At 65.1% G+C, this 24,160-nt stretch carries 21 protein-coding genes; 8 read left to right on the top strand and 13 right to left on the bottom strand.

Translation table 11 applies throughout. The features are described from left to right. Nucleotides 1-5: 5 nt before the first annotated feature. Nucleotides 6-1,346 carry a hypothetical protein gene (locus ACQY4S_RS26935; protein ID WP_428488255.1) on the bottom strand — a complete coding sequence of 447 codons (1,341 nt, stop codon included), beginning with the start codon at nucleotides 1,344-1,346 and terminating at the stop codon, nucleotides 6-8. A gap of 125 nt (nucleotides 1,347-1,471) precedes the next feature. Between ACQY4S_RS26935 and ACQY4S_RS26930 the strand changes: the two genes are divergently transcribed. Both ACQY4S_RS26930 and ACQY4S_RS26925 read left to right on the top strand, forming a co-directional pair. Beyond that, a complete protein-coding gene (locus ACQY4S_RS26930) occupies nucleotides 1,472-1,597 on the top strand; it encodes a hypothetical protein (protein WP_428488254.1) in 126 nt (41 codons plus the stop codon). Between the two features lie 10 nt (nucleotides 1,598-1,607). Further along, nucleotides 1,608-3,563, top strand: coding sequence for an alpha amylase C-terminal domain-containing protein (locus ACQY4S_RS26925; RefSeq protein ID WP_428488253.1), 1,956 nt, complete (start codon nucleotides 1,608-1,610; stop codon nucleotides 3,561-3,563). A gap of 348 nt (nucleotides 3,564-3,911) precedes the next feature. On the opposite strand, the gene typA is transcribed toward ACQY4S_RS26925, so the two are convergent. The 5 genes from typA to ACQY4S_RS26900 form a co-directional block, all read right to left on the bottom strand. Beyond that, nucleotides 3,912-5,744 (bottom strand): translational GTPase TypA, encoded by a 1,833-nt coding sequence (gene typA, locus ACQY4S_RS26920; protein WP_428488252.1) that lies wholly within the window; start codon nucleotides 5,742-5,744, stop codon nucleotides 3,912-3,914. Nucleotides 5,745-5,891: 147 nt separating this feature from the next. Then, nucleotides 5,892-6,758, bottom strand: coding sequence for an alpha/beta fold hydrolase (locus ACQY4S_RS26915; protein ID WP_428488251.1), 867 nt, complete (start codon nucleotides 6,756-6,758; stop codon nucleotides 5,892-5,894). Continuing rightward, nucleotides 6,755-7,687, bottom strand: a complete 933-nt coding sequence (locus tag ACQY4S_RS26910; RefSeq protein WP_428488250.1) for a DMT family transporter — start codon at nucleotides 7,685-7,687, stop codon at nucleotides 6,755-6,757. Before ACQY4S_RS26910 ends, ACQY4S_RS26915 begins: the two co-directional genes overlap by 4 nt. A 9-nt stretch (nucleotides 7,688-7,696) precedes the next feature. Continuing rightward, nucleotides 7,697-8,716, bottom strand: coding sequence for an adenosine kinase (locus ACQY4S_RS26905; protein ID WP_428488249.1), 1,020 nt, complete (start codon nucleotides 8,714-8,716; stop codon nucleotides 7,697-7,699). Beyond that, nucleotides 8,713-9,894, bottom strand: coding sequence for a mandelate racemase/muconate lactonizing enzyme family protein (locus tag ACQY4S_RS26900; RefSeq protein ID WP_428488248.1), 1,182 nt, complete (start codon nucleotides 9,892-9,894; stop codon nucleotides 8,713-8,715). Before ACQY4S_RS26900 ends, ACQY4S_RS26905 begins: the two co-directional genes overlap by 4 nt. Before the next feature lie 261 nt (nucleotides 9,895-10,155). On the opposite strand from ACQY4S_RS26900, the gene ACQY4S_RS26895 reads away from it, so the two are divergent. Together ACQY4S_RS26895 and ACQY4S_RS26890 are read left to right on the top strand one after the other, a co-directional pair. Then, nucleotides 10,156-10,695, top strand: coding sequence for a GrpB family protein (locus ACQY4S_RS26895; protein ID WP_428488247.1), 540 nt, complete (start codon nucleotides 10,156-10,158; stop codon nucleotides 10,693-10,695). Between the two features lie 304 nt (nucleotides 10,696-10,999). Continuing rightward, nucleotides 11,000-12,412, top strand: coding sequence for an IS66 family transposase (locus ACQY4S_RS26890; protein ID WP_428487382.1), 1,413 nt, complete (start codon nucleotides 11,000-11,002; stop codon nucleotides 12,410-12,412). Between the two features lie 112 nt (nucleotides 12,413-12,524). Here ACQY4S_RS26890 and ACQY4S_RS26885 read toward each other — a convergent pair whose 3' ends face one another. Further along, a complete protein-coding gene (locus tag ACQY4S_RS26885; RefSeq protein ID WP_428485858.1) occupies nucleotides 12,525-13,913 on the bottom strand; it encodes an IS701 family transposase in 1,389 nt (462 codons plus the stop codon). 24 nt (nucleotides 13,914-13,937) lie between these two features. Between ACQY4S_RS26885 and ACQY4S_RS26880 the strand changes: the two genes are divergently transcribed. Then, nucleotides 13,938-14,318: a hypothetical protein gene (locus ACQY4S_RS26880; RefSeq protein WP_428485857.1), complete on the top strand. Its 381-nt coding sequence runs from the start codon at nucleotides 13,938-13,940 to the stop codon at nucleotides 14,316-14,318. Further along, nucleotides 14,315-14,812 carry a methylenetetrahydrofolate reductase gene (locus ACQY4S_RS26875; protein ID WP_428488246.1) on the top strand — a complete coding sequence of 166 codons (498 nt, stop codon included), beginning with the start codon at nucleotides 14,315-14,317 and terminating at the stop codon, nucleotides 14,810-14,812. The genes ACQY4S_RS26880 and ACQY4S_RS26875 overlap by 4 nt, the downstream gene beginning before the upstream one ends. Before the next feature lie 214 nt (nucleotides 14,813-15,026). On the opposite strand, the gene ACQY4S_RS26870 is transcribed toward ACQY4S_RS26875, so the two are convergent. From ACQY4S_RS26870 to ACQY4S_RS26855, 4 genes are all read right to left on the bottom strand, one after another. Beyond that, a complete protein-coding gene (locus tag ACQY4S_RS26870) occupies nucleotides 15,027-15,785 on the bottom strand; it encodes a choice-of-anchor E domain-containing protein (protein ID WP_428488245.1) in 759 nt (252 codons plus the stop codon). 389 nt (nucleotides 15,786-16,174) lie between these two features. Beyond that, nucleotides 16,175-16,387 carry an FAD-dependent oxidoreductase gene (locus tag ACQY4S_RS26865; protein ID WP_428488510.1) on the bottom strand — a complete coding sequence of 71 codons (213 nt, stop codon included), beginning with the start codon at nucleotides 16,385-16,387 and terminating at the stop codon, nucleotides 16,175-16,177. A gap of 44 nt (nucleotides 16,388-16,431) precedes the next feature. Then, complete coding sequence (locus ACQY4S_RS26860) at nucleotides 16,432-16,773, bottom strand: GNAT family N-acetyltransferase (protein ID WP_428488244.1); 342 nt, start codon at nucleotides 16,771-16,773, stop codon at nucleotides 16,432-16,434. Nucleotides 16,774-17,088: 315 nt separating this feature from the next. Continuing rightward, complete coding sequence (locus ACQY4S_RS26855) at nucleotides 17,089-17,667, bottom strand: UPF0149 family protein (protein WP_428488243.1); 579 nt, start codon at nucleotides 17,665-17,667, stop codon at nucleotides 17,089-17,091. Nucleotides 17,668-17,810: 143 nt separating this feature from the next. Here ACQY4S_RS26855 and ACQY4S_RS26850 point away from each other — a divergent pair, with 143 nt between their 5' ends. After that, complete coding sequence (locus ACQY4S_RS26850) at nucleotides 17,811-19,823, top strand: molybdopterin-containing oxidoreductase family protein (RefSeq protein WP_428488242.1); 2,013 nt, start codon at nucleotides 17,811-17,813, stop codon at nucleotides 19,821-19,823. Nucleotides 19,824-20,112: 289 nt separating this feature from the next. Here ACQY4S_RS26850 and ACQY4S_RS26845 read toward each other — a convergent pair whose 3' ends face one another. Beyond that, entirely contained in the window at nucleotides 20,113-20,817 is a 705-nt protein-coding gene (locus ACQY4S_RS26845) for a flagellar hook assembly protein FlgD (protein WP_428488241.1), read from the bottom strand. Nucleotides 20,818-20,839: 22 nt separating this feature from the next. Beyond that, nucleotides 20,840-22,561, bottom strand: coding sequence for a flagellar hook-length control protein FliK (locus ACQY4S_RS26840; protein ID WP_428488240.1), 1,722 nt, complete (start codon nucleotides 22,559-22,561; stop codon nucleotides 20,840-20,842). Nucleotides 22,562-22,806: 245 nt separating this feature from the next. Here ACQY4S_RS26840 and flgE point away from each other — a divergent pair, with 245 nt between their 5' ends. Beyond that, a complete protein-coding gene (gene flgE / locus ACQY4S_RS26835) occupies nucleotides 22,807-24,147 on the top strand; it encodes a flagellar hook protein FlgE (protein WP_428488239.1) in 1,341 nt (446 codons plus the stop codon). Nucleotides 24,148-24,160: the final 13 nt, after the last annotated feature.

Genomic DNA, 24,160 nt, shown 5'->3' with positions numbered 1-24,160 from the left:
GTTGCTTACTCCGCCGGCATCGCCTGAGCCCGCGGGAACGGCCGGGATGCATTGTCCCGCCGGAAGCGGGCGATCAGGTCGTCGAGGCGCGAGAAGAATATCTCGACCGCATAGCCGACGAGGAAGGCGACCGCCAATGGCGGCAAGGCGAGGTTCTTCGGCACCAGCGAGCCGAACAGCCCGATGACGATGCCCGAGATCAGCGCGATGAAGTAGCGCGCGCTGTGCGCGTCCGAGGGCAGGAAGGAGCGGTTACGGATCAGGCGCGCCGACAGCCGGAAGCCATAGAGCGTGGCGCCCAGCAGCGCGTAGACCGCCGGCAGGACATAGGTCGTGATGCCGCCATAGAACACCCAGTTTGTCTTGTATGCCGCCAGCGAGAAGTTGCGGATGAGCTGATAGGCGACAATTTGCGTCAGGCCGGCATTGACGATTTCCGACGTGGTGCTGATCTGGGGCGGGACATTGATGTCCGTGACGTGATGGGGATTGTCCTTGTCGAACTTCACCGGCGATGGGTCTATGCGCATTGGTGATGGGTTGAACCAGTAATTCAGCCGGCTCGCGGTCTCCAGCAGCCAGTTGCTGTTGCGCGAGAACTCGACGATTTCCCCGAACAGCTCGTCTGGCGTCAGGTGTGGCACAGCGGCCGATCGTGGCTGAGCCACACCCGCGAAGGCGCGCCGCTGCAACACGCTCTCCTGGTCAGCGGGCGCGTCCTCGATGCGGTAAAATTGCATGTCCGACCAGAGCTTGAGCGCTGCACTGTTCTGCTGGGTAATCAGCTCGATGACTTCCTCGGCAGTGGAGTTGTTCATAAAAAGCGCGATCGAGCCCAGGACCACCGCGCATACGAGTACCAGCACGCGCAGCTTCAGCCAGCGGATCGGGCTGGACCTCGAGGCGGCGAGCGAGACGGCGGTCACGTTTCCCGTGATACGCGACAGCTCGGACACCGCAATCCAGAATCGCCGCAGCACATCCTTGGTGACCGCGTGAGCCTCCATCGCAATGCGTGCGTCCAGTATGCCATCCACGATCGTGCCGCCCGAGGCCGTGCCAAGCGCAGCCTTCTCGGCGGCGAAGCCGAGCAGGATCTCGGCATCGCATAGCGAGTGCTCGAAGCCCGGAGGCGGCGAGCCGGTCCGGTTGGTTTCCTCCGGGTCTTTATATTTGGGTTCGGGCTCAGCCTGATCAGTGTTCATCGACGCCCTTATCTTGCTGCAGTGCGATTTATGCTTTTGTATTCGCGCTTCGAGCCTTGAGCGGGTGGTTAACCCTATCGCCGATTGTGCGATGTGCGCCAGGTCACATCCAGACCAGATCGTATAGTTTAAATCCTTCAATGATAATACGTGATGCGGTCGTAGCGTCGCAAAGCAACTGGTGCGGAGGTTTATCGTGGCAGGTCCGCACCTGGAAGTTTCTGGTGGACGGTCAGCCGGCGCTCGGGAACGATCAGGAGGTACACATGCCGCAGCCTGATCATCCGGCGGTGCGGACGGGCGGCAATCCGCATGGCCTGATCAATCCGCGTGGCCTGATCAATCTGTCCGATGAAGACATGATGCTGTTCATGTTTGGCGGCTACGGCTAGGGGAAAGGCGATGCAGACAAGCAGAACCGGCGTCGACGGCAGCACGCCGATGGGCGCGACAGTGGTGCCAGGCGGCGTCACATTCCGGCTTTGGGCACCGGCCGCGCGGCAGGTCTTCGTGCTGGATGGCGGTGAGGCGCAAGCCACTTCACAAGCGGGGTTCGTGCCGGCGCCCAACGCCGCGATGTTCTCGATAGGAAATGGTTTCTGGGCTGCTTTCGTGGCGGGTGCGGGCGATGGCGAGCCATACCGGTTCTGGGTGGTCGGTTCCGGCAGCACCGGCCTCAAGCGCGACCCGCGGGCCCGCGAGCTGAGTACTGCGCCCGCCTATCCGGTCTCCGATTGCCTGGTACGCGATCCAGCGTCCTATGCGTGGCACGACGGCGGTTTCCGGCTGCCCGACTTTCGCGACCTGATCCTGTACCAGCTCCACATCGGCGTTTATTATGCGGTGGATGCGCAAGGCCACGACAAGCGGCGCGCCATCGGCAAGTTCCTGGATCTGCTCGACCGTGTCGATTACCTGCGCGACCTGGGCATCAATGGCGTTCAACTGCTGCCGATCCAAGAGTTCCCTAGTGAGACCAGTGCGGGATACAATGGTCTTGATCTGTACTCACCGGACATGGACTACCAGGTCAACGATGCAGCCGAGCTTGCCCGCTATCTGCGAAAGGCCAACGCGTTGCTTGCCCGTCAGGGCCAGCCGCCAATCAGGATCGACGAATTACGTCCGGGACCCAACCAGCTTCGCTGCGTTGTCGATATCTTTCATCTGAACGGAATCGCGGTGCTGTTCGATCTGGTGTTCAACCATGCGGGGCCTGGCTTCAATGATCAATGCATCAAGTTTCTCGATCGGCAGCCATACGGCGACGACAATCGCAGCCTTTACTTCACCAATCAGGGTTGGGTCGGAGGCAGTGTCTTCGCCTACTGGAACCAGGATGTTCGCCAGTTCCTGATTGATAATGTCAAGCAATGCTTCGAGGAATTTCACATCGACGGGATCCGCTACGATGAAGTAACGGTGATCGATCGGAACGGCGGCGGCCGATTCTGCCAGGATTTGACTAGTACCGCCCGGGCGGTAAAGCCGCGGGCGATCCAGATCGCCGAATATTGGGCGGATGACAGAGCGGCGGCGGTGCGCGCTTCGCCAGCGGGCCTCGGCTTCGACGCTGCCTGGGGCGACAAGCTGCGCGACGGCGTGCGCCAGGTCATCGGGCAGGCCAGCGGCGGCTATCATGCGTTCGTCGATATCGAGGCCCTGGCACTAGCCTTCAATACGCCGGATGGGTTCGAGCGACCCTGGAGCGTGGTCAACTGCATCGAAAACCATGACATCGTGCCGCAAGGCGGCGGCCCGCGCATCCCGGCGTTGGCGGATTCCTCCGATGCGCGCTCCTGGTTCGCCCGTAGTCGGGCGCGGCTGGCGGCCGGACTTCTGTTCGCTGGGCGCGGCGTGCCGCAGCTCTTCATGGGGCAGGAGATCCTTGAGGACAAGCCATGGAGCGACGATATCAATTTCCATGCCTATCTGCTGATCTGGTGGGATGGCCTGCAATCGGACCCGGCGATGCGCGACTACCTGGCGTTCTGTCGCGACCTTGTCCACCTGCGCCGAACCATGCCGGCGCTGCGGAGTGACTCGCTGCATGCCTTCGTCGGCGATCCTCTGGATCGGGTTATCGCAATCCATCGCTGGATCGAGGGCAGCGGACAGGACGTGGTGGTGGTTGCCAACCTGCAGGAGACGAACAGAGCCGGCTATCGCGTCGGGCTCCCGTCGGGGGGCCGTTGGCGGGAAATCTTCAACAGCGATTTCTACGACGCGTTGCCAAACCCTCACGTGTTTGGGAATCAAGGGGTGGTGGTGGCTGATGCGGGCGTAGCCTGGAACGAGATGCCCAGCTCAGCCTTGATCAATCTGCCGGCGAACGGGTTTGTCGTCCTGGTGCGATAAGCGATGGAGTCACGGCACGAAAAATTTGAACGGAGCAGTCTGCCGGCGCGGGTCGCTATCCGGCATCATGCCTGACATCACGCCGCCTTTGGGGTGAAGAACGGCTCGCGGATGCCGCAGCTCATCACCGTGATGCTTGGCGTAAAAGGGGATACATGGCGCAGCGGTGTTGGCAGCGTCAACCTGGAGCGCGTTCAGGGTGACTGGAAAAGGGTGTAGGCCTTCCTCTCGTCATAGGCGAGCTTGTGCCGGCCATCCGCGCACAAACGCTGGGGGAAGATGGCCGGCACGAGGCCGGCCATGACGGCGGGTGGTAGATCGAGCGGTTCCAGTCACCGTGAAAATGCTCTAGACCAGTGCCTCGGCATCGATCCTGCGTTCATGGCGCTTGCGCTCGTGGGGGTCCAGGTAGCGTTTGCGCAGGCGCACCGCGGCGGGAGTCACCTCGACCAGTTCGTCGTCCTCGACGTAGGAGATCGCCTGCTCCAGGCTCATTTTCCGTGGCGGGATCAGCAGCATCGCGTCGTCCTTGCCGGCGGCGCGGACGTTGGTCAGCTTCTTCTCCTTGATCGGATTGACCTCCAGGTCGGATTCGCGGCTGTGCTCGCCCAGGATCATGCCCTGGTAGACCTTCTCGCCAGGATTGACGAACATCGTGCCGCGCTCCTGAATGTAGAACAGCGCGTAGTGGATCGCCTCGCCGGGCTCGGTGGAGATCAGCGATCCGTTGCGCCGGCCCTCGATCGGGCCTTTCCAGGGGCCGTAGCCGGCGAACAGCCGGTTCATGATGCCGGTGCCGCGGGTGTCGGTCAGGAACTCCCCATGGTAGCCAATCAGCCCGCGGCTGGGGATGTTGAAGGTCAGCCGCACCTTGCCGCCGCCGGACGGGCGCATGTCGGTCATCTCGCCCTTGCGGCGGCTGAGCTTTTCGACCACCACGCCGGTGTAGGGTTCGTCGACATCGACCAGCGCCTCCTCCATCGGCTCCTCGCGGTCGTTGGTATCCGGGTGGCGCCGGGTCAGCACGCGGGGGCGGCCGATCGTCAGTTCGAAGCCTTCGCGCCGCATCTGCTCGATCAGCACGCCCAACTGAAGCTCGCCGCGGCCGGCGACCTCGAATGCCTCGGTCTCGTTCGAATCGGTCACGCGGATCGCGACGTTGCCCTCGGCCTCGCGGAACAGCCGCTCGCGGATCTGGCGGGAGGTGACCTTCTTGCCCTCGCGGCCGGCCAGCGGGCTGTCGTTGATGCGGAAGGTCATCGCCAGGGTTGGCGGATCGACCGGGATGGCTTCCAGCGGTCCGGTCAGTTCCGGCGCGCCAATGGTGTCCGGGATGGTGCCCTCCGACAGGCCGGCCACGGCGATGATGTCGCCGGCCATGACAGTGTCGACCGGCACCCGGTCGAGGCCGCGGAACGACAGCAGCTTGGTCAGCCGGCCGGTCTCGACGACCGAGCCGTCGCGCCGCAGCACCTTGACCGGCATGTTGAGCCTGGCCATGCCTTGTTCAACGCGTCCGGTGAGCACCCGACCCAGGAAGTTGTCGTATTCCAGAATGCTGGCGACCATGGCGAAGGGTGCGTCCGGCTTCACCGTCGGCGCCGGCACGTGCGACACGACCAGATTGAACAGCGCCGACAGGTCCTTGCGCGGGCCGTCCAGGGTCGGATCGGCCCAGCCGTTGCGGCCGGAGGCATACAGCATGGGGAAATCGAGCTGGCTGTCGGAGGCGCCGAGGGCGGCGAACAGGTCGAAGATCTCGGTGTGGACCTCGTCCGGGCGGGCGTCGCCGCGATCGACCTTGTTGACGACGACGATCGGGTGGATGCCGCGCGCCAGCGCCTTGCCGACGACGAATTTCGTCTGTGGCAGGACGCCTTCGGCGGCGTCGACCAGCACGATGGCGCCGTCCACCATGTTGAGGATGCGCTCGACCTCGCCGCCGAAATCGGCGTGGCCGGGGGTGTCGACGATGTTGATGCGGGTGTCGTGCCACACCACCGAGGCGCACTTGGCCAGGATGGTGATGCCGCGCTCCTTCTCCAGGTCGTTGCGGTCCAGCGCGCGGTCGGTCACCACCTGATGTTCGCGGAACGCGCCCGACTGGCCGAGGAGCTTGTCCACGAGGGTGGTCTTCCCATGGTCGACATGGGCGATGATCGCGACGTTCCTGATCTGCATAAAAAAGCCTGGCTATGGGTATGTTGCGGTGCACACATATGATGGAAGTCCTCGGCTTACGAGCGAAAAACATGCCGGGCTGACGCCGCGCAGCCATGCTTCGCTGAATCTTCATGGGATTCGCGGCCTGGTTGCCGGCGGGCGGTGCTATTTCCAGTCGTGCAGGAAGGCCTCCAGCACCGACAGGAATCCGGCGGGATTGTCCGCATGCACCCAGTGGCCGGCGTGCTTCACCGCGACGAAGCGGGCGGCGGGGAACAGCGTGCGGATGATTGGACGATGCTCGGCTCGCACGTAGTCGGAGTTGCCGCCGGTGACGAACAGTGTGGGACCGGGGTAGCAGGATCCTTCTCCGGCCGTCATGGCCAGGCCTGGCGCGGCCATCTGGGCAGACTGGTTTGAGGGACGGACGGCCGGGTCAACCCTTTCTCGCGTGGCGGGGTCGGCAGCGCTGGCTGGCCATCCCTCCAGATCGGCGATCGAGGCGGCGATCTCCCGCAGGCCGATGCGCCAGTGCGGTTCGGCGCCGAAGCGCAGGTTCTGCAGCAGGAATGCGCGGATGTCGGGGCGCGGCACGGCCGGGGCCAGCGCCGCGTCGGCCTGCTGGCGGGTCAGCGTGGGCGTCAGGACGATCGACCGCATCGCCGCCGCCATCGCCGCGTTACCATGCTGGTAGACCACTGGCGCGATGTCCGACACCAGCAGGCGCCCGACCATCCGCGGCGACGCCAGTGCCAACGCCATCGCGGCCTTGCCGCCCATCGAATGGCCCACCACCGCCGCCTGACCGACGCCCAGCGCCCCCAGCGTCTGCTCCACATCCGTGGCCTGAGTCGCGTAGCGCATGTCAGCGCCGTGCGGGCTGTCGCCGTGGTTGCGCATATCCAGCGCGATGACCCGGAATTGTGGTGCCAGCGCGCGTTGTACCGCGCCAAAATTGCGGGCGGCGCCGAACAGGCCGTGCAGCAGGACCACCGGTGGACCGATGCCCGATTCGATGGTGTGCAGGATCATGCGTGCCGCCGCCTCGGCCAGGCGGCAATGCCAACGCCGGACATGATCAGCGCCGAACCCGCCAGCAGATCGGGGGTGAACGGTTCATGCAGGACGACGTTGGCCAGGATCAGGCTGACCGCCGGCGTGGTCAGGAATCCCAGGGAGGCGACCAGCGCCGGCAGGCTGGCGGTTGCCTGCATCACGCACCAGGTGCCGACAGGACCGGCGATCAGGCCGATATAGGCCAGCGCCCACCACGATACCGGCTGGGTGCCGAGGGTGCCGGTGGAGGCGTGCCACCACACCACCGGCGCCAGCACGAGGGAGCCGACCAGGAAGCACCACGGCAGCAGGGCCAACATCGACATGGCCGGCCTGGCGGCCCGCGTGACGATGATGGCGATGGACCAGGACAGGGCGGCGCCCAGCAGGAAGGCGTGGCCGACCAGGATCCTGGCGGATGACCAGTCGATCGCGACGGGATTGACCAGTACCGCGACGCCGGTCAGGCCGAGGCCTGTGGCGATCCAGCGGCGGGCCGGGATATGCTCGCGCAGGAACAGCAGCGACAGCGGCACCACCCAGATGGTGGTGGTGTTCGCCAGGATCGCCGTGCGGCCGGCGGGGACCCAGGCGACCGCCTCATGCGCCAGAGCGAAATAGGCGCCGAGCTGCAAGCCGCCGACGGCCAGCATGGCGGGAAAGTCCGGCCGCCTCGGCAGGCGCAGCCGCCGCATCGCCGCCAGCAGGACGAACGCCACCGCGCCGGACAGGACCGCTCGCGCTTCGGCGAACCACAGCGGGGTGGAGCCGGCCGCCAGGGCGATCTTGGTCAGCGGCCAGGCGCTGGACAGCAGGACCACGGAAGCCAGGAGCTGCAGCAGGCCGAGGACGGGCACGGTGTCCTGCGCCACCGTCGGCAGTGCAATACCGTCCGGGCGAGTCATTCGGATGGATCAGCCCGCCAGCGCGGCGATGCGTCCGTGCAGGTCGGCAGCCAAGCGCGCCCCGTAGTGGCTGATGACCTCGGCGGCGGCGATGCTGCCGATGCGGCCGCAGACCTGCAGCGGCTTGCCGGCGGTCAGGCCGGTGAGGAACCCGGCGGCATAGGCGTCGCCGGCCCCGGTGGTGTCCAGCACGTGAGTGGGTTCGGCAGCAACAGTCATGCTCTGGTCGCCGCGCAGGATCAGGCTGCCGGCCTCGCCGCGGGTCAGCACGGCCAGGCCGACATCGGCGCGCGCCGCCTCGGCCGCGGCTTCGAAGGTGTTCTGTTCATACAGGCTGGTGATCTCGGTCTCGTTGGCGAACAGGATGTCGACGTGGTGGGCGACGAGGTCGCGAAAGGCCGAGCGGTGGCGGTTGACGCAGAACGGGTCGGAGAGGGACAGGGCGACCTGGCGGCCGGCGGCGTGTGCCGCCGATGCCGCCTTATGGAAGGCGGCCTGTGCGGCCGGCGGGTCGAACAGGTAGCCTTCCAGGTAGGTGACGCTGGCGGCGGCGACCAGCGCCGGGTCCACGTCCGAGCCGTCCAGGGTGACGCAGGCGCCGAGGAAGGTGTTCATAGTGCGCTGGCCGTCCGGCGTGACCAGGATCAGGCAGCGCGCGGTGGGCGCGCCGCCAGTCAGCGGCGAAGTGGGGAAATGCACGCCCACCGCCTTGATGTCGTGACGGAACACCACGCCGAGGGGATCGACCGCCACCTTGCCGATATAGGCAACCCGCGCGCCGAGGGCGGCGGCGACGGCGCAGGTGTTGGCGGCCGAACCGCCGCTGCTCTCCTGGCCGGGCGGCATGGCGGCATACAGCGTGTCCGCCGCCGCCGCGTCCACCAGCATCATCGCGCCCTTGCGCATGTCGTGGCGGGACAGGAACTGGTCGTCGGCGGGGGAAACCACGTCGACGATGGCGTTGCCAATGCCCAGGATGTCGAAAGTCGCCGGGTTGGGGGTCGCTGGGTTAGGGGTCGCTTCGGTCATGGTTGTCCTTTCGGCGGGTGGGCCCTGACCGCCGCCTCGTTCACGTCTATCCCCCAGCCAGGGCGGTTGGGGATGATCAGCGCGCCGTTCTCTATCACCGGCGCGTCGATGAAAAGCTCATCCCGCCAGGCGACGCTGTCGATGTCGATCTCCATGACGCGGAAATTCGGCACCACGGCGCAGAAATGCGCGCTGATGGCGGAGCAGAGGTGGCCGTAGTAGTTGTGCGGCGCGACGTTGACTTCGTAAGCCTCGGCCATGGCGGCGATCTTGATGGATTCCAGGAAACCGTTCCAGATCACGTCGATGATGGCGACGTCGGCCGCATAGGCATCCAGGAACGGGCGGAAGGCGCGGCGGCCGGTGACCGATTCCAGCGACGCGACGGGGCATGGCGCGTGGCGGCGGATTAGCGCGAGGGATTGCGGGTCCCAGGTATCGATCTCCAGCCAGGTCAGGTCGAAGGGTTCCACCGCGCGGGCGATCTTCAGGTTGCCTTCGGTCTTGAAGTGGTAGTTGACGTCGAGGTGCAGGCCCATGTCGGGGCCGGCGCCGGCGCGGAAGGCACCCAGCAGGTCTTTCACCGATTGCAGCGTCTTGCGATCGGCATTCAGCTCCGGGAAGCCGGGGGTGCGGCCGAAGCCGGGGCCGAAATTGGTCAGTTTCTCGCCGTCGAACGGCAGGATGTTGGTCTTCAGGGCGTTGAAGCCGCGACGCTTGACCTCGGCGCCGAGGGCGGCGATGTCGTCGTAGGTTCTTAATGGCGGGGAGCCGACCAGTTGGTGATTGCGCACGCGGTAGGAGCCGCAGTGCGACCAGTAGACCGGAATGCGGGTGCGGACCGGACCACCGAACAGTTCATACACCGGCACGCCGAGGGCCTTGCCCTTGATGTCGAGCAGGGCGTTGCCGATGGCGGCGATGGCGCGCTGGTTGACGCCGTTGGGAGCCTGGACCTGCTTGACGTACAGCGTCGAGTCGATGGCCTGGACGGGGCGGGGGTCGGTGCCGATCAGCGCTTCGGCCATGCCATGGATGACGGCGGTGAGGCCGCGGCTGCCGTCGGCCTCGGTGTATTCCGACCAGCCGACCAGGCCGTCGTCGGTGGTGATTTTCAGGAAGGAGAAGGTGCGCCAGCCGGCGTCGGCGTGCAGATCCTCGATGCGGGCGATTTTCATGGTTGGGTTCCTCCGGTTGGTCTTGATTGGAGCAGGCTACAGGGATTGGCGGCGGTTGGCAGGGTCCCGGATCGGCTGTCTGAAAAGAGTGACCAGCGGACATTTGCCATGGACACAATGGGATGCTCCGGGCTGGACCATTTTTGGTGCGCTATGCAGAATGTCGTGGTACCAGCGCAGGGTGGAGCAGCAGCTCGATCCTTGCACAATCCGTCAGAAATCGTATGGGACTGGTTGTTTTAGAATTCGGCAGGATTGTCCATGCTAGATCAGTCCATAGCGCTTACTGACTACGATCCGGCGTGGCAGGATCGTTTCGCCGAACAGCAAGCGCGGCTGGCACATCTCCTGAGGCCGTGGCTTGCGGCAAAGATCGAGCACATCGGATCAACATCCGTGCCGGCATTGCGATCGAAGCCGATTGTCGATCTGTTGGCGCCGGTGCGATCGCTGGCTGCGTGCCACGCGGCAATTCCGGTCCTGGAAGCGGACGGCTGGCTATTTTGGCCGGAGGATCCAAATCATAACTATCGTCTTTGGTTCTTGCGACCGAACCCGACGCAACGAACCCACCATCTGCAAATCATCCAACACGACCATCCCGATGGTCTGGCACTGACTTCCTTCAGAGATTCATTGCGGCGCGATCCTGAGGTGCGAGGCGCTTATGCCCGCCTGAAGCAGGAGTTAGCGCAGAAACACCAGGATGACCGAAACGCCTACAGCAACGCAAAAACCGCGTTTGTGCAGTCCGTCCTCAAGACCACCGGCTCTGGTCAATCTTCCCGCAAACCTGTTTAGGCGGACTGCCGCAGTTTCCTCATATTAAAGCGCGATGGGTTTAGGTTGACCCACGGATCGCGTAAGAGGGGCAAAACTGTGGGCACCGTCGCATTTTCTCTTGCTCTGGCTCGACTTGGTCGGGTTCTTTACAGGTGTGCCGGCGCCACCGTCCCTTTCCGGGCTGAGTCGTGCAGAGCTTGAGGCTCTGCTGGTTGAGCTGTTTGGTAAAGTCGCCGCTCTGGAAAAGGTCATTGGTGAGCAACGCGAAGAGATCGCCCGTCTGAAAGGTTTGACGGGCCGTCCGACGATCAAACCGAGCGGCATGGACAAGGGGACAGAGCCGCCCAGGCCCGCCAAGAACGAGAAGCGGCGGTTCCGGGGCAAGGTGGCGCCCCGGGTCAGCATCGAAGACCAAGTGGTGAAGGTCGCCGTCCCGGAAGGCTCGTGCTTCCGGGGTCATGAGCCATTTCTGGTGCAGGATCTGGTGATTTCGGTATGTGCAACCCGGTACCAGCGCGAGCGCTGGGTCACGCCGGATGGACGCACGCTGCTGGCGCCGTTGCCGGCGGGGATCGATGGCCATTTTGGTCCCGAACTTCGCCGCTTCGTGCTGATGCACTACCATCAGGGGCAGTCCACGCTAGCCCGGCTGACGACACTCTTGCGCTCGGTCGGCGTGTCGATCTCGAAGCGCCAGCTACAACGCCTGTTGACTGACAAGCAGGCGGATTTCGTCGCCGAAGCCCAGGACGTTCTGCGCGCCGGGCTGGCGACGGCGCCCTACGTCTCGGTGGACGATACCGGGGCACGGCATAAGGCCAAGAACGGCTTTTGCACGCAGATCGGCAATGACTGGTTCACCTGGTTCGCCACCCGCACATCGAAAACCCGGCTGAACTTCCTCGACCTGCTGCGTGCCGGTCATAGCGACTATGTGCTCAACGACGCAGCCTATGGCTACATGCGAAAGCATTCTTTGGCCACGCCATTGATCGCCCGCCTTGCGGGTCAGCCGGAGACGCGCTTTGCCAATCACAAAGCATGGCTGGCGCATCTCGACCGCCTTGGCTTCACCGCACTGGAGGTGACGCCCGATCCGGTGCGGGTTGCCACAGAGGCCGCCGTGTGGGGCAGCGTTCAGGCGCACAAATTCCTCTGCGATGCCGTCGTGCTGAGCGATGACGCCGGCCAGTTCAACGTCGGACATCACGCGCTGTGCTGGGTCCATGCGGAACGGTTGGTGCATAAGCTGGACGCCTTCACCGACATGCATCGCGCGGCGCAGACCCGGGTGCGCAGCCTGATCTGGGACTTCTACACCAGTCTCAAGGCTTACCGGCTCAAGCCAAGCCCGCGCCGGGCTGTCGGATTGCGCGCGCGGTTCGACCGCATCTTCCTGCGCCGTACCGGCTTCGTCACGCTGGACCGCTTGCTCAAGCGGCTGCATGCCAACAAGGCCGAGTTGCTGATGGTGCTGCAGCGGCCAGAAATCCCGCTCCACACCAACGGGTCAGAGAACGACATCCGGTGCTACGTGACCCGGCGAAACGTCAGCGCCGGAACACGCAGCGACGGCGGCCGCGACTGCCGTGATGCGTTTCTGGGTCTCGCCAAGACCTGCGACAAACTTGGCATCGCGCTCTGGGACTATCTGGGCAGCAGACTCACGACGCCAGGGCACATCGTCGTTCAGCCGCTCGATCGGTATGTCAGAGGCCAGTTCCGCCCCGCCTGAACAGGCGCTGCCCACAGTTTTGCCCCTGTTACCGGATCGCGCTTTAACACATTGTTTGTTCGCGTGATTTACGCCTTCTGACTGGGTCAGCCTGAGCTCGACTTTCCGCAATTTATGCTGTGAGGCATAGTGTCTCCACGAAGCGTTGTAGCAATGGAGCGGGAATTTGCACGTGCTCGGTGTGCTGCCGGGACATGGAAAAACCCTCGGGCATCCAAAGCACGCGGCGAACGGCGGCGATCGCGTCGCTAAACGTTGGCTGGGATTTGTCGTACCAAACGGCGGTATGCGGCCGGACTGCGGTGTTCGCCGCTGGCATCAGCCCATGCGCCCAAACGGTGATCAGCGAGTACAACCCCAGCAGCGCCGGGGTGGTGCGCCGGATGGCCAGATCGGACCACTGCCGCTGGGTCTCGACGCCCAGATGTTGGCGGACCTCCTGGAAGGTGGTCTCGATCCGCCAGCGCAACACGAACCGACTGAGGATCGCCATGGGGTCAAGCGCGAGATCGGTGCACAGGAATGCCTGTGCGTCGCGCGCGCCGGTGGGATCGCGCACCAGCACCCAGCGGATCGGGGCGGGCGGCAGGCGGCAGCTGTACCAGACCGCGGTGCCGGAGATCGTGTCCAGCACGCGGGTTTGGCCGCCATACCATTCGGCCATCGTGACCCGTGTCCAGACGGTGGCGGGATCGGCCAGCACGGCGCTAAGTTTGGGCCGGCGTTGGCCTTTCAAGGCCGGCCGGCCGCGTTGGCCGGGTCGGCGCGCGGGGGCGGGTTCGAACAGGGCAGCATCCAGACGCAGCCGGGTGATCAGGCAGACATGGCGGCGCACCGCGGCGATCAGTTCCAGGGCGGCGAAGCTGCTGTCGGCGACCACCACCACACGCCGATCCGCCAGCCAGCGCTTGCTTTGCAGGATCGCCTGACGCGCCTGATCGGTCAGGGTCTTGTGCCGCCGGCCGTGCGCCTCGCTCCAGCGCACCGAGGGCGCCAGCACGGTCAGGAACGGCAGCGACCAGTGCCGGCCGGCGAAGGGCACCGCCAGCACGACGGCCAAGGACAACCAGCGCAGGCCGCTGGTCTTGACGAAGTGGCCACGCGACGAACGCACCGGGTCACGATAGATGCCGCGGGCCTCGATCTTGCGACCCCAGCGCCGCTCGATACTGTCGTCGATGGCAATGACCACCTCACCCTGCGGACCCAGCACCGCCAGCAGATGATGCAGCAGCCGGCGCGCCACGGCGCGGGCATCCCAGCGCGCCCGGTTGAGCGCCTCATGGTAGCGGCCGAAGCCAGGCTGCGCGGCCAGCCCCATGACGCGCAACGCCTGGCTGACGGTGCGTTTGCCGGGGGCCAGGACGGCGCCGGCAACCAGCACCAGGATGTGGTTCCAGACCGGGGCCGTGAAGCACGGGCGAAACGGGGCCAGCCATGTCAGCAGGATCGCGGGCACAGGGGAGACGACTGGGATGCGTTGGGTGCGCTTGGCGATCATCGCAGATATCCAAGCAAAACGCCCATGCCGCGCAAGAGCCCCGCGGCACAGATCGGACAATCCGCCAAGGGATCACGAAGGGATCACGACATCGCGCTGCGAAAGCGTCTATCGTGGGGCGCGATGGACGACGCAATCATTCAGCACATCGAGGCCTTCCGCTGCGCCAGAGGGACCTTATTGGCGGAACGACGCAACCGCGGCTACACACTCTACGATGCTAGATCCGGCGCACCGGTCGCGCGGCTGCGCGCAACGCCATCAAACAACAAGTTCGAAATTCTCTACTGGTCGCTCTGGAACGAGCGATGGACCGCCACAGGTCCGTTCGGCCGGACGATCCTGTCCCTCGATGAGGCGCTACCGTTTATCACTCACCAGGATATCTTCTGGGCCATGACATGATCGTCCAAACCTCCAAATTGCGGAAAGTCGAGCTGAGGCGATCACGCTCTAAAGCGAAAGCCGGATATCGGCGCGACAAAAGCAATCACCTGGTGTTTCTTCAACACATCGGTTTACTTTCGTATTGTGGACCTGCGCGTCGAGACGGCCATTTTCGCGCCGATCATGCCGGGGATTATGTCGGTTTCGAATTGCGCCCAGGCTGTAAAGTTTTCCGCCATGTGCGGCGCGATCGTGTGCCGTGCTGGACGACTCGGCTGTTCGAGGGGCACCGACGAGATCTCAAGATCAGGCGAATGATCGGCATCGTGGCGGCGGCCGAAGAGGTGCGGCGGCTGCAGGCCGATGAGGTGGACGAATGCCACTTCTACACGCTGAACCGAGAGGCTGCCCGGCATCCGAATGGATGGGCAGGCTTAAAGCGTGATTGGTTTAGGTTGACCTACGAATCGCACTTTAATTCATTGTTTGATCGTGTGATTCATGCCTTCTGACTGGGTCAGCCTCAGGCGATTACGCTCTAGTATCGCGCATCAGAGAAGCGTGATACGTCGCTATTGGCCTGAAGTATCTGATTCACGCGCCGAAACGTGGCCGCTACGCGTCTCACGCTTCTCTGCGATCAGATACTAGGTCATCCGCGATCGGCCAAAGGCGCCATCGGCCGGTGCCGCGGCCAGCCGGTCAGCCGGTCAGCGCCGATTGGGATTACTTGCGGGACCGGCGCAACACGCCAACGCCCAGCAGGCCGGCGCCGAGCAGGGCAATCGAGGCGGGCTCCGGCACCGGCGCCGGCGGCGGTACCGGCGGCGAGGTTTGGTCGTACGTGTAGTAGAGGGTCATCTTGCCGGTTGCGGCGGTGTTCTCAATGGCGCTGGTATTGCCCCCCGTGTTGGAGAGAACGGTCGCGGTCGCGGTATTGAACAGCACGTTGGCGGCGCCGCCGCCGGCTGCCTGAAAGGCTTGCAGGTCGGCCGCGGTATTGTCCGTCACTGAGGCGATGATCACCGTACTCGCATTGCTGCTCGCGGTTGTCGAGGCACCGGCAGCAAGGTTGTAGTTCGACTTGCCGCCAAGGATGTCGAACGCCGCTGGATTGAGCGTCGTTCCGCCGACCGTGCTTGATCCATTGGTGTCGAGCAAGTTCTGGATCACGCTGTTGATCGCGTTGTTGCCGGAGTTGAAGGCCGCCGCGGACTCGGTTCTCGCCGACCCGCTGGAGGCGTTGGCGGCACTGTTGGTAATCGTCATGGTGGAGGTGAAGCCGTAGCTGCCGCCGATGGTGACCGAGTCGAGCTTACCGAGGCCGCTGTTGAACAGCGCCAGGGGTTGCGACGCGTTGACGAACTCCGTCGGCCCCGGGCCGAAGGTGATGGTCTGTGTTGCCGTTGTTATCGTCGTGGCCTGCGCCGCCGCCGTGCCGAGCACCGCGCCCGTGGCGACGACAAGTGTTAACATCCGGTTCATCGCTTGCTCCACACAAATGCAGGGCTAAAGCCTTCGGCCCTGCGTCATACAATAGCGTGAGCAAGATTGGTGCCATAAGAAAACATCTTGGAATTTCAAAGGCGCTTGAGCGGCCTTGCCGACAATGTGTCGGGAAACTTTACGTTTGCAGGGCGAAGTACCGCGGCGGCATGCGGAGCAGGCACGGTCGTCGCCCGCTGCTTGAACATTGCTTTAGAGTGTTTTCACGGTGACTGGAACCGCTTCATCTACCACCCGCCGTCATGGCCGGGCCTATCCCTATCGGCCGCACACAAATTCGCAATGATCCCCTTGCGGCGGACGGCAAAGCCTGATTCGCTCGATTGTTTGAACAGAAGGTGATTTGCAAGGCCATCGTGCCCGACCGGTCAGGCCGCGACGCCGGCTGCCTGACCGGTGGCGAAAGCGGTTCCCATGACTCGGATCGCCGCACCCGCCTGTTGGTCACCGTCCGCCATGCGCCCCGCCGCGAACAGATTCGGCGTGTTCGCGCTCATGAGGCAGCCAGGCGGGATGCCGTAGGCGCGTTGCCGGCCAGCGGCTAAGACCTTGGGCGCCGCCACCGACCACCAGCACGTCATATGCGTCAACCGATGCCACCGTGCGTGATCGGCGCCCGCGTCGATCAGTCGAGTGATTTGGTCATGTAGACCCGCGGCAACCCCTTCTCCTCGCCACGATGCGTCTCGACGTAGCCGATGCGGGAATACAACGCGATGTTCTCCGTCATGGCCTGATGGGTATAGAGCCTGATGCACCGATAGCCGGCATCCCGGGCGGCCTGCTCCGCGAATTGCAGCATCTTCCGGCCCAGGCCCAATCCCTGTGCCGCCGGCGCGACCGCCACGTTGTCCAGCAGCAGCGCATCCTGCTCCGGGATCAGCACGAGGATGGCGCCGATCGCCCCGTTATGATCAACGACATGGACACGCCCCTGCCGGATCAGCGCGCCGTAGTCGTCGAGCATCGGCCCGGGTTCCCGACCAATACGCGGCACGTAATGAGAATAAGCCGATCGGACAACAGCTTCGACAGCGGGACGATCAGTGTCGACGGCAATACGAGGATCGTGGTTCATGATGGCAGGATAGGGCCACCAACCCGATCGCGGAAGCGCTGTTGTCGGTCAACGGCGAGCTGACGCATCATGATGGGGAATGTCCTGGGTCAGAAGTTCGCCATAGTGGGCGAACCCCTGCCCCGGCCACTCGCTCTTTGTTTTCAGTGGCCTGCCTATGCCCTCCGCCCATCATGAGGTATGACGAACTTCGGGGGCAGGACACTAATGCCGAACCATGCCCACACCCTGGGCGCGGTCGCGCCAGAACCGCCGCAGTCCTAGAACGCAGACCGGCAGCACCTGCTCCGCGTCCTGGATCAGACCCTCCAGCGCCTCGTCCGTCAGCGCCTGCTCGCCGCGCTCCGACTCCGGCACCCCCATCTCCGCTAGGCTGGCGATCGGGATCAGCAGCAGCGACGCGTCCTCGTCCGCCAGCGCCGGTTGCCATGCCTCGGGGCGCAGGCTCACGGCCTGCATGAACCCGACCGCCCAGTCGTCCGTCACGGTGGTGCCGGAGGCGTCCTGCCAGAGGATCGGCGCATAGACCAAAGGCGACGTATCAAGCGCCGTCTCGATCGTCGCGAAGTGGGCGAAGATCGCCTGCAGCACGGCGTCCGCCTCGGCCGGGTTCTGGTAGTCGGGCTGTTCGTTGTCCCAGACCTCCGCCAGCCACTCCCGCGGCGGCACCTCGACCGGGCCGGCGATCAGGCCGGCGAGAAATCCGTCAAGCTCCGAAAGGTCCATGCAGCCGGCAGGTGCGCTGGTGGAGATCAAAAAGTCCGCAAGTTCGTCGAGAGTCACTGGTTCACTCCCTGGACCGTGGTAGCGTCATGTCGCGCTGGATAGCCGATCGAACTGGTCCACAAGATCGCGTGCCAAGTGGTCCTTCCCGCCAGGCCATCCTTCGCGGTAGTTGATCCATCGATCCATCGCGGAGACACGCTGTGCCCATCATCCGGACCGTCTGCGCACATGACTGCCCAGATATGTGCTCGTTGCTGGCGCATGTCGAGGAGGGTCGGGTGATCCGCATCCAGGGCGATCCGGACCAGCCATTCACCGCCGGGTTCGCCTGCGCCAAGGTGAACCGCGACATGGACCTGGTGCACTCGCCGGAGCGTCTGACAACGCCGCTGCGGCGCATCGGTCCGAAGGGTGACGGCCGCTTCACGCCGATCACCTGGGACCAGGCGCTGGACGAGATCGTCGGCCGCTGGCGGGACCTGATCGCGGTGCACGGGCCGCTGGCGATCCTGGGCTACGCCTATAGCGCGCATCAGGGCCTGATGAACCGCGGCCTGACGAACGGGCTGTTCCACGCACTGGGCAGCAGCCGTCTGCTCGGCGGCACGGTCTGCGATTCCTGCGCCGAGGCCGCATGGGATGCCACCGTCGGCCCGATCGGCGGTGCCGATCCGGAGTCCGTTGTCGAATCCGACCTCGTCATCGGCTGGGGCTCCGACCTGCACGCGACCAACGTTCATCTCTGGGCGAAGATCGAGCAGGTCCGCAAGCGTGGCGTCCAGCTCGTCGTCATCGACCCGCGCCGCACCCGCGCAGCACAGGCCGCCGACTGGCACCTGCCGATCCGCATCGGCACCGACTCCGCCCTGGCGCTGGGGGTGATGCACGTGCTGGTGCGCGACGGCAAAGCCGACCGCGACTACCTCGCCGCACACACCATCGGCTTCGACCAGGTGGAGCGTGATGTGCTTCCCCGTTTCACCCCGGACCGCGTCGCCGCGATCACCGGCCTGACGTCCGCGGATGTGGCGCGTCTGGCCGCGCTGTACGGCGCCGCACGCACGCCATTCATCCGGATCGGCTTCGGCATGAGCCGCTTCACCCACGGCGGCCAGAACCTGCGGACCGTCGCGCTGCTGCCCGGCGTGACCGGCGCCTATGGCCGCTACGGCGGCGGCGCCAGCCTGGCCACCGCGGCGTCCTTCGAGCTGAACTACAACGCGGTGCGCAAGCCGTCCGGCCCGGCCGCGGCCCGCACCATCAACCACTTGCGGCTAGGCGAGGCGTTGCAGCAGGCGACCGATCCGCCTATCCTCGCGTTGTTCATCGCCGCCAACAACCCGGCGGTGACCAACCCGGATACCACCAGGATCCGCGCCGGCCTGGCGCGCGACGACCTGTTCACCGTGGTGCACGATCCCTTCATGACCGCGACCGCCCGCTTCGCCGATATCGTGCTGCCGGCGACGACCTATCTGGAGACCGAGGATTTCTACCGCAGCTACGGCAGCTACTACATGCAGTATGGTCACCGCGCGGTGGCGCCGCAGGGCGAAGCCTGGTCGAACCTGCGGCTGACGCAGACCCTGGCGGCGCGCCTGGGGCTGACCGATCCAGTCTTCAGCCTGGCGCCGCCGGACCTGCTGAGGGCGCTGCTCAACGGCGTGACCGGCGCCGCGGCGGTCGATCCGGACAGGCTGTTGACCGGCGAGCCGGTCTCGATCGCCGGGAAGGGTGGCCAGGCGTTTCGCACGCCGTCCGGCAAGCTGGAGTTCTTTTCAGCCACCCTCGCCGATCAGGGGCTGCCGCCGATGCCGGACTGGCACCCTGATCCGGCTGACCCGGTCGATGGGGGAGACCGGCTGCGTCTGTTGACGACCCCGGGCTACTTCCAGAGCCACACCGCCTTTTCCGGCGTGGCGTTCCTGCGCGAGCGAGAAGGGACGCCGTGTGCGGTGCTGCATCCGGCCGACGCTCTGTCCCGCGGCCTGACCGATGGCCAGATCGTGCGGCTAAGCAACGACCGCGGCGAGATCGCGTTGCGTCTGCGGGTGCGCGATGAGGTTCAGCCCGGCGTGGTCCTGGTTCCCGGCCAGCGCCCGGATGAGGAAGCCGAGGCCGGCACTGTAAACATGCTATGTGCCGACACCTATACCGACATGGGCGCCGGCGCCACCTATCAGAGCACATGGCTCGACGTGCGCGCCGCCTGACATGTCCCAACCATCAAGATGCGGGAAAACGGGGATCGGCGCGTGTCGGTTAGGCCTTGTGTCATGGCGGACGCGGGCCGGCCACTCACGCCTTGCGGTGCTGGACGCGGCCCGGCGGCTATTCTCGAAGCCAGACCCACGGGTCCGTTGCAATGCAATGCGGCAACCATGCCTGATGCCTGGCCGGGTTGCCCCGGCCGTTATTGATCTACCGTGACGACGCCAACCGCCCGTCCACGCCTTGAGGTAGCCGCGCCTTGAGGTAGCAGTATCCCACCACGGCCATGCCTCAACTCCCGACCGATTGAACCGAATTGAACGGCACCGTCAGGCCGCCCATCTGAAGCTGGACGGCTCCGTTGGTGTTTTGCACCGAGGTGACCGTGCCGGTCACGGTAAACGGTATCTGCGACGTGGCGCCGTTCGTGCCGACCGAGGTGACGGTGACGGTATAGGCCCCATCCGGCTGAGTGACGCCGTTGGCGTTGGCGCCGTTCCACTGCCAGGTGTTGGCGCCGGCGTTGCTGTTGAGCGTTCCGCTCTGAATCGCGACCCCGGCCTTGTTGTAGACCGCGATCGCCACCGGTTCCGCGGTACTCGTGTTGAAGTTGATCGCGCCGACGCCGTTCTGCAGCGAAAGCTGCGAACTAGTGACGGTCGCTGGCTTGCCGAGCAGGGAGGATGATTGCTCGACCTGGCTGGCCTGGGTGAGCGAGATCAACTGCGTCAGGTTGGTGTTTGTATTAATCTGCTGCTCGACGCTGGAGAATTGCACCAGCTCGCTGGTGAACTGGCTCGAGTCCAGCGGACTGGTCGGGTCCTGGTTCTGCAACTGCGTCATCAGCAGGGTCAGGAAGTCGTTGAAGTTGCTGCTGAGGCCGGCGATCGCGGCGGTGCCGGTCTGTGCGATGGCGGAACCGGAGGATGACGCGCCGGTGCCGCTGGTGGTGGCGCCGGTGCCGTTGGTGGCGTTGTTGGTGGCGGAAATGCTCATGGCTCAAAGGTCCTTTTGACGTTCAGGCGGTGATGTCGAGGCCGACTCGCAGCCATGTGGGGGTCGTCGTTTCGTCCTGCCGCTCGGCTTGCGAGGCCGGAAGGTTCGGCCGCCGGTTGCCGGCGTAGCCGCCGTTGTCCCGTGCCGCGTAGCCGCCCGATCCGCTGCCGTTGGCATTGCCGCCGGTGTGCCCTGGGGTGTTTCCCGATGAACCCCCGGATGAACCACCTGAGTTGCCGTTGGAGGACGTGTTGCCGCCCGACGACGCGGGCTGGCCTGCCGGTTCGACGTGAAAGCTGATGGTTCGGCCCTCGGCCGGCACGCCGGCCTGATCGAGCGTGCGATGTAGCTGCATTGTGTCCTGTCGCAGCATCTGCAGCGTATCGGAACGCTCCGCCGTGATCGCCACGCTCGCCGGACCGGTGGCGGCCCGATCGATCCGCACCTGCACCATGCCTAGTTCGGCCGGATTCAGCCGCAGCGTCATGTGCTGCGTGCCATCGTGGCTCTGCGTCATTGACAGCAACGCCGGGGCAACCTGCTGGGCGGGCGAGGCGAGGTTGCCGACCGCCGAACCGCTGGCCGGATGGACGGGTGTCGTCGCCCGCGGATCAGCCGATCCGGCGACGGCGGGAAGTGCCAGACCCGCCGTCAGGTCGGTGGTCCCGGCCGGATCGCCCAGGATCGTCAGTGTCTGAGCGTCCACCTTCGCCACCGCGGCCACCGACAGCGTCTCGGCCTTCGCCGGAGCCGCGGGCGTTTCACCTGGCCGCGACGGCTGTCCGGTGCCGCCGGCCTGTGGCGCGGCTTTGGCTATCTCGTTCCGCGAAGCCGGTGACGGACCTGCCGCGATCGCGCCCGCTGGAACCATGCCCGCTGGAACCACACCCGACGAGCCCAGGCCCATCGCATGAGGTATGGTCGCGGACGTTGTCCCGGAATCCGAGGCAGAGATTTGACCCGAAGACGTGTGACCTGCCGCGATCGCCTGCAGGGCAACATCGGTCGGGACAGGTTGCCAGGCGGCGGCCGTGGAAGGCGTTGTCGAGCGGCCAGTACGCTTGGCACTGCCAGGACCGTCCGCAATGCTGGCGGCGGTCGGGGCTGCCGTTGTCGCGGCGGACGCAGCCACGGCGGGCGCGGTCAAATCTTCTGTCGGCGCGACAGGCGTCTCCGGCGGGGGACTGGGTGATGGCTCATTTCCGTTGCCCGCTGGCGGCACCGCGTCCTGCGACGTCGGAGGCCACGAGGCCTGATTCACCGGCGTGGACGCAGGCGCATCTTGCGCTGTGGCGCCGGCCGCCTGACCACCATCCTCATCATTGATCGCAGGATCGGCCTTGGTCGGTCCCTTGCCGGTTCCCCCGCTGGCTGTCTTCTGCTCGGTCCGCGCAGGCCGAGCGGGTGCGCCCAAAAAGGCCGCGGCGGCCGGTTCAGGTTCGGCCGGCGCGGCGGCAGTCCCCGGCGGTTGTGTGACGGCGGTCCCAGCCGATTCCGGACCTGGCGGAGCACCGCTTGCAGGCAACGATGCGGCCGCCCGCAGGCCTGGCGGAGCACCGCCGGCGGGCAACGAGGCAGCCGTCGGTGTCGCGGCATCTTGCACGGCTTGCAGCGCAAGCTGAAATCCATGATCCGCCCCGCCCGAGGCCGAGGGCCCGGACGAAGTCGGTGCGGCCGATGCCGATAGGGACAGAGCGGACGCTGTTCCCCCTGGAAGCAGCGCGGTCGCAAGGGCGGCGTGCATGATGTCTCTCCTGGTCCGGGACTAGGCAATGTTCGGGCCAAGCCGCCTCATCCGCCGGCCAGGCCGAAAACCCACTCGGGCGTGCCATCATGTTCGGCCCACCAGGCAGATATTGCCGGGTCAATTCTGCCGCCAGGCTTGTTTCTGCCGCTCTGGCGAAGCCGAGAAGCCAGCAAAATCCGTTACTTCGGGATTGGCACGCTTTCTGCTCTCTTTCTGGCTATTCAGTTCTGGAGCTTCTTCCGATGTCCTTGTTCGGCGCCATCGATACCGCGATCAGTGGTCTGACCGCGCAATCAGACTCGTTCGGCAATATCAGCGACAACGTCGCCAACAGCCAGACCACCGGCTTCAAGCGTGTCGATACAAGTTTCCAGGATTATCTCACCACCAGCACGGCGACGCAGAACCAGCCGGGCGCGGTGGTGGCGACGCCTGACTATGTCAACAACGTGCAGGGCACCATCAGTCAGTCGGACAACCCGCTGGCCCTGGCGGTTTCCGGCCAGGGCTTCTTCGCGGTGTCGCAGGCGACTGGCGCCAGCACCAGCAGCGCCAGCACGCCGACCTTCAATCCGCAGCAGGACTACACGCGGGACGGCAACTTCACGATGAATTCGCAAGGTTATCTGGTGAACGATGCTGGGCAGTACCTGAACGGATGGTCAGTGAACCCAACCAGCGGCGTGGTCGATCAGAACGCGCTGGCGCCGATCCAGGTAACCCAGACCAGCTACAACCCGGTCTCGACGCAAAATGTGACGCTGTCGGCGAACCTTCCCGCAACCCCGGCCAGCGGTACCGCGACCACCGCCGCGCCGCTGTCCTCGCAGATCACCGTCTATGATTCGCTGGGGACGGCGCATACCGTCAACCTGAACTTTACGCAGAATGCGGCCAGCGACTGGACGGTTCAGGTCGCTGTGCCCGACGACACCAGCAACCCGGACGCCGGATCGGCGGCCATCCAGTTTGGTGCGACCAGCGGCAACGCGGTGCCGGAAGGCACCATTGGGCAGATCGCCACCTCGGCCACCGACCCTGGCACGGTAACCGCCACGGGCTTTACCGCCGGACAGCCGGCGACGCTGCAGTTCACCACGAACTTTGGGCAAGGCAACCAGACGATCTCGCTCAACCTTGGCACCTACGGATCGGCCCAGGGCGTCACGCAGTATGCCGGTACCAAATACAATCTTGAAGGTCTGACGCAGGATGGTGTCCCGCCAGGCAGTTTCTCGGGCGTGACGACGCAGGCCAACGGCGATGTCGTGGTCAACTACAACAATGGTCAGACCCGGACCGTCGCCCAGGTTCCGCTGGTGACGTTCAACGCCCCCGACTCGCTGCAGCGGCAGAATGGCCAGGCGTTCACCGGCACGTTGACCAGCGGCACGCCGCTGGCCGACGCGGCCGGAACGAACGGCGCCGGCAACCTGGTGACCGGCTCCATCGAGGGCTCGAACGTCGATATCGCGACCGAATTCTCCCATTTGATCGTCGCCCAGCAGGCTTATTCCGCGAACGCCAAGGTCGTCACCTCGGCAAACCAGATGCTGCAGACCACCATCAGCATGGTGGCTTGACCGCAACCGGATA

The sequence above is a fragment of the Rhodopila sp. genome (assembly GCF_965276935.1).
Taxonomy (GTDB): domain Bacteria; phylum Pseudomonadota; class Alphaproteobacteria; order Acetobacterales; family Acetobacteraceae; genus Rhodopila.
Note: the sequence above shows the minus strand (reverse complement) of the source record. Positions and strands in the feature narration are given on the sequence as shown.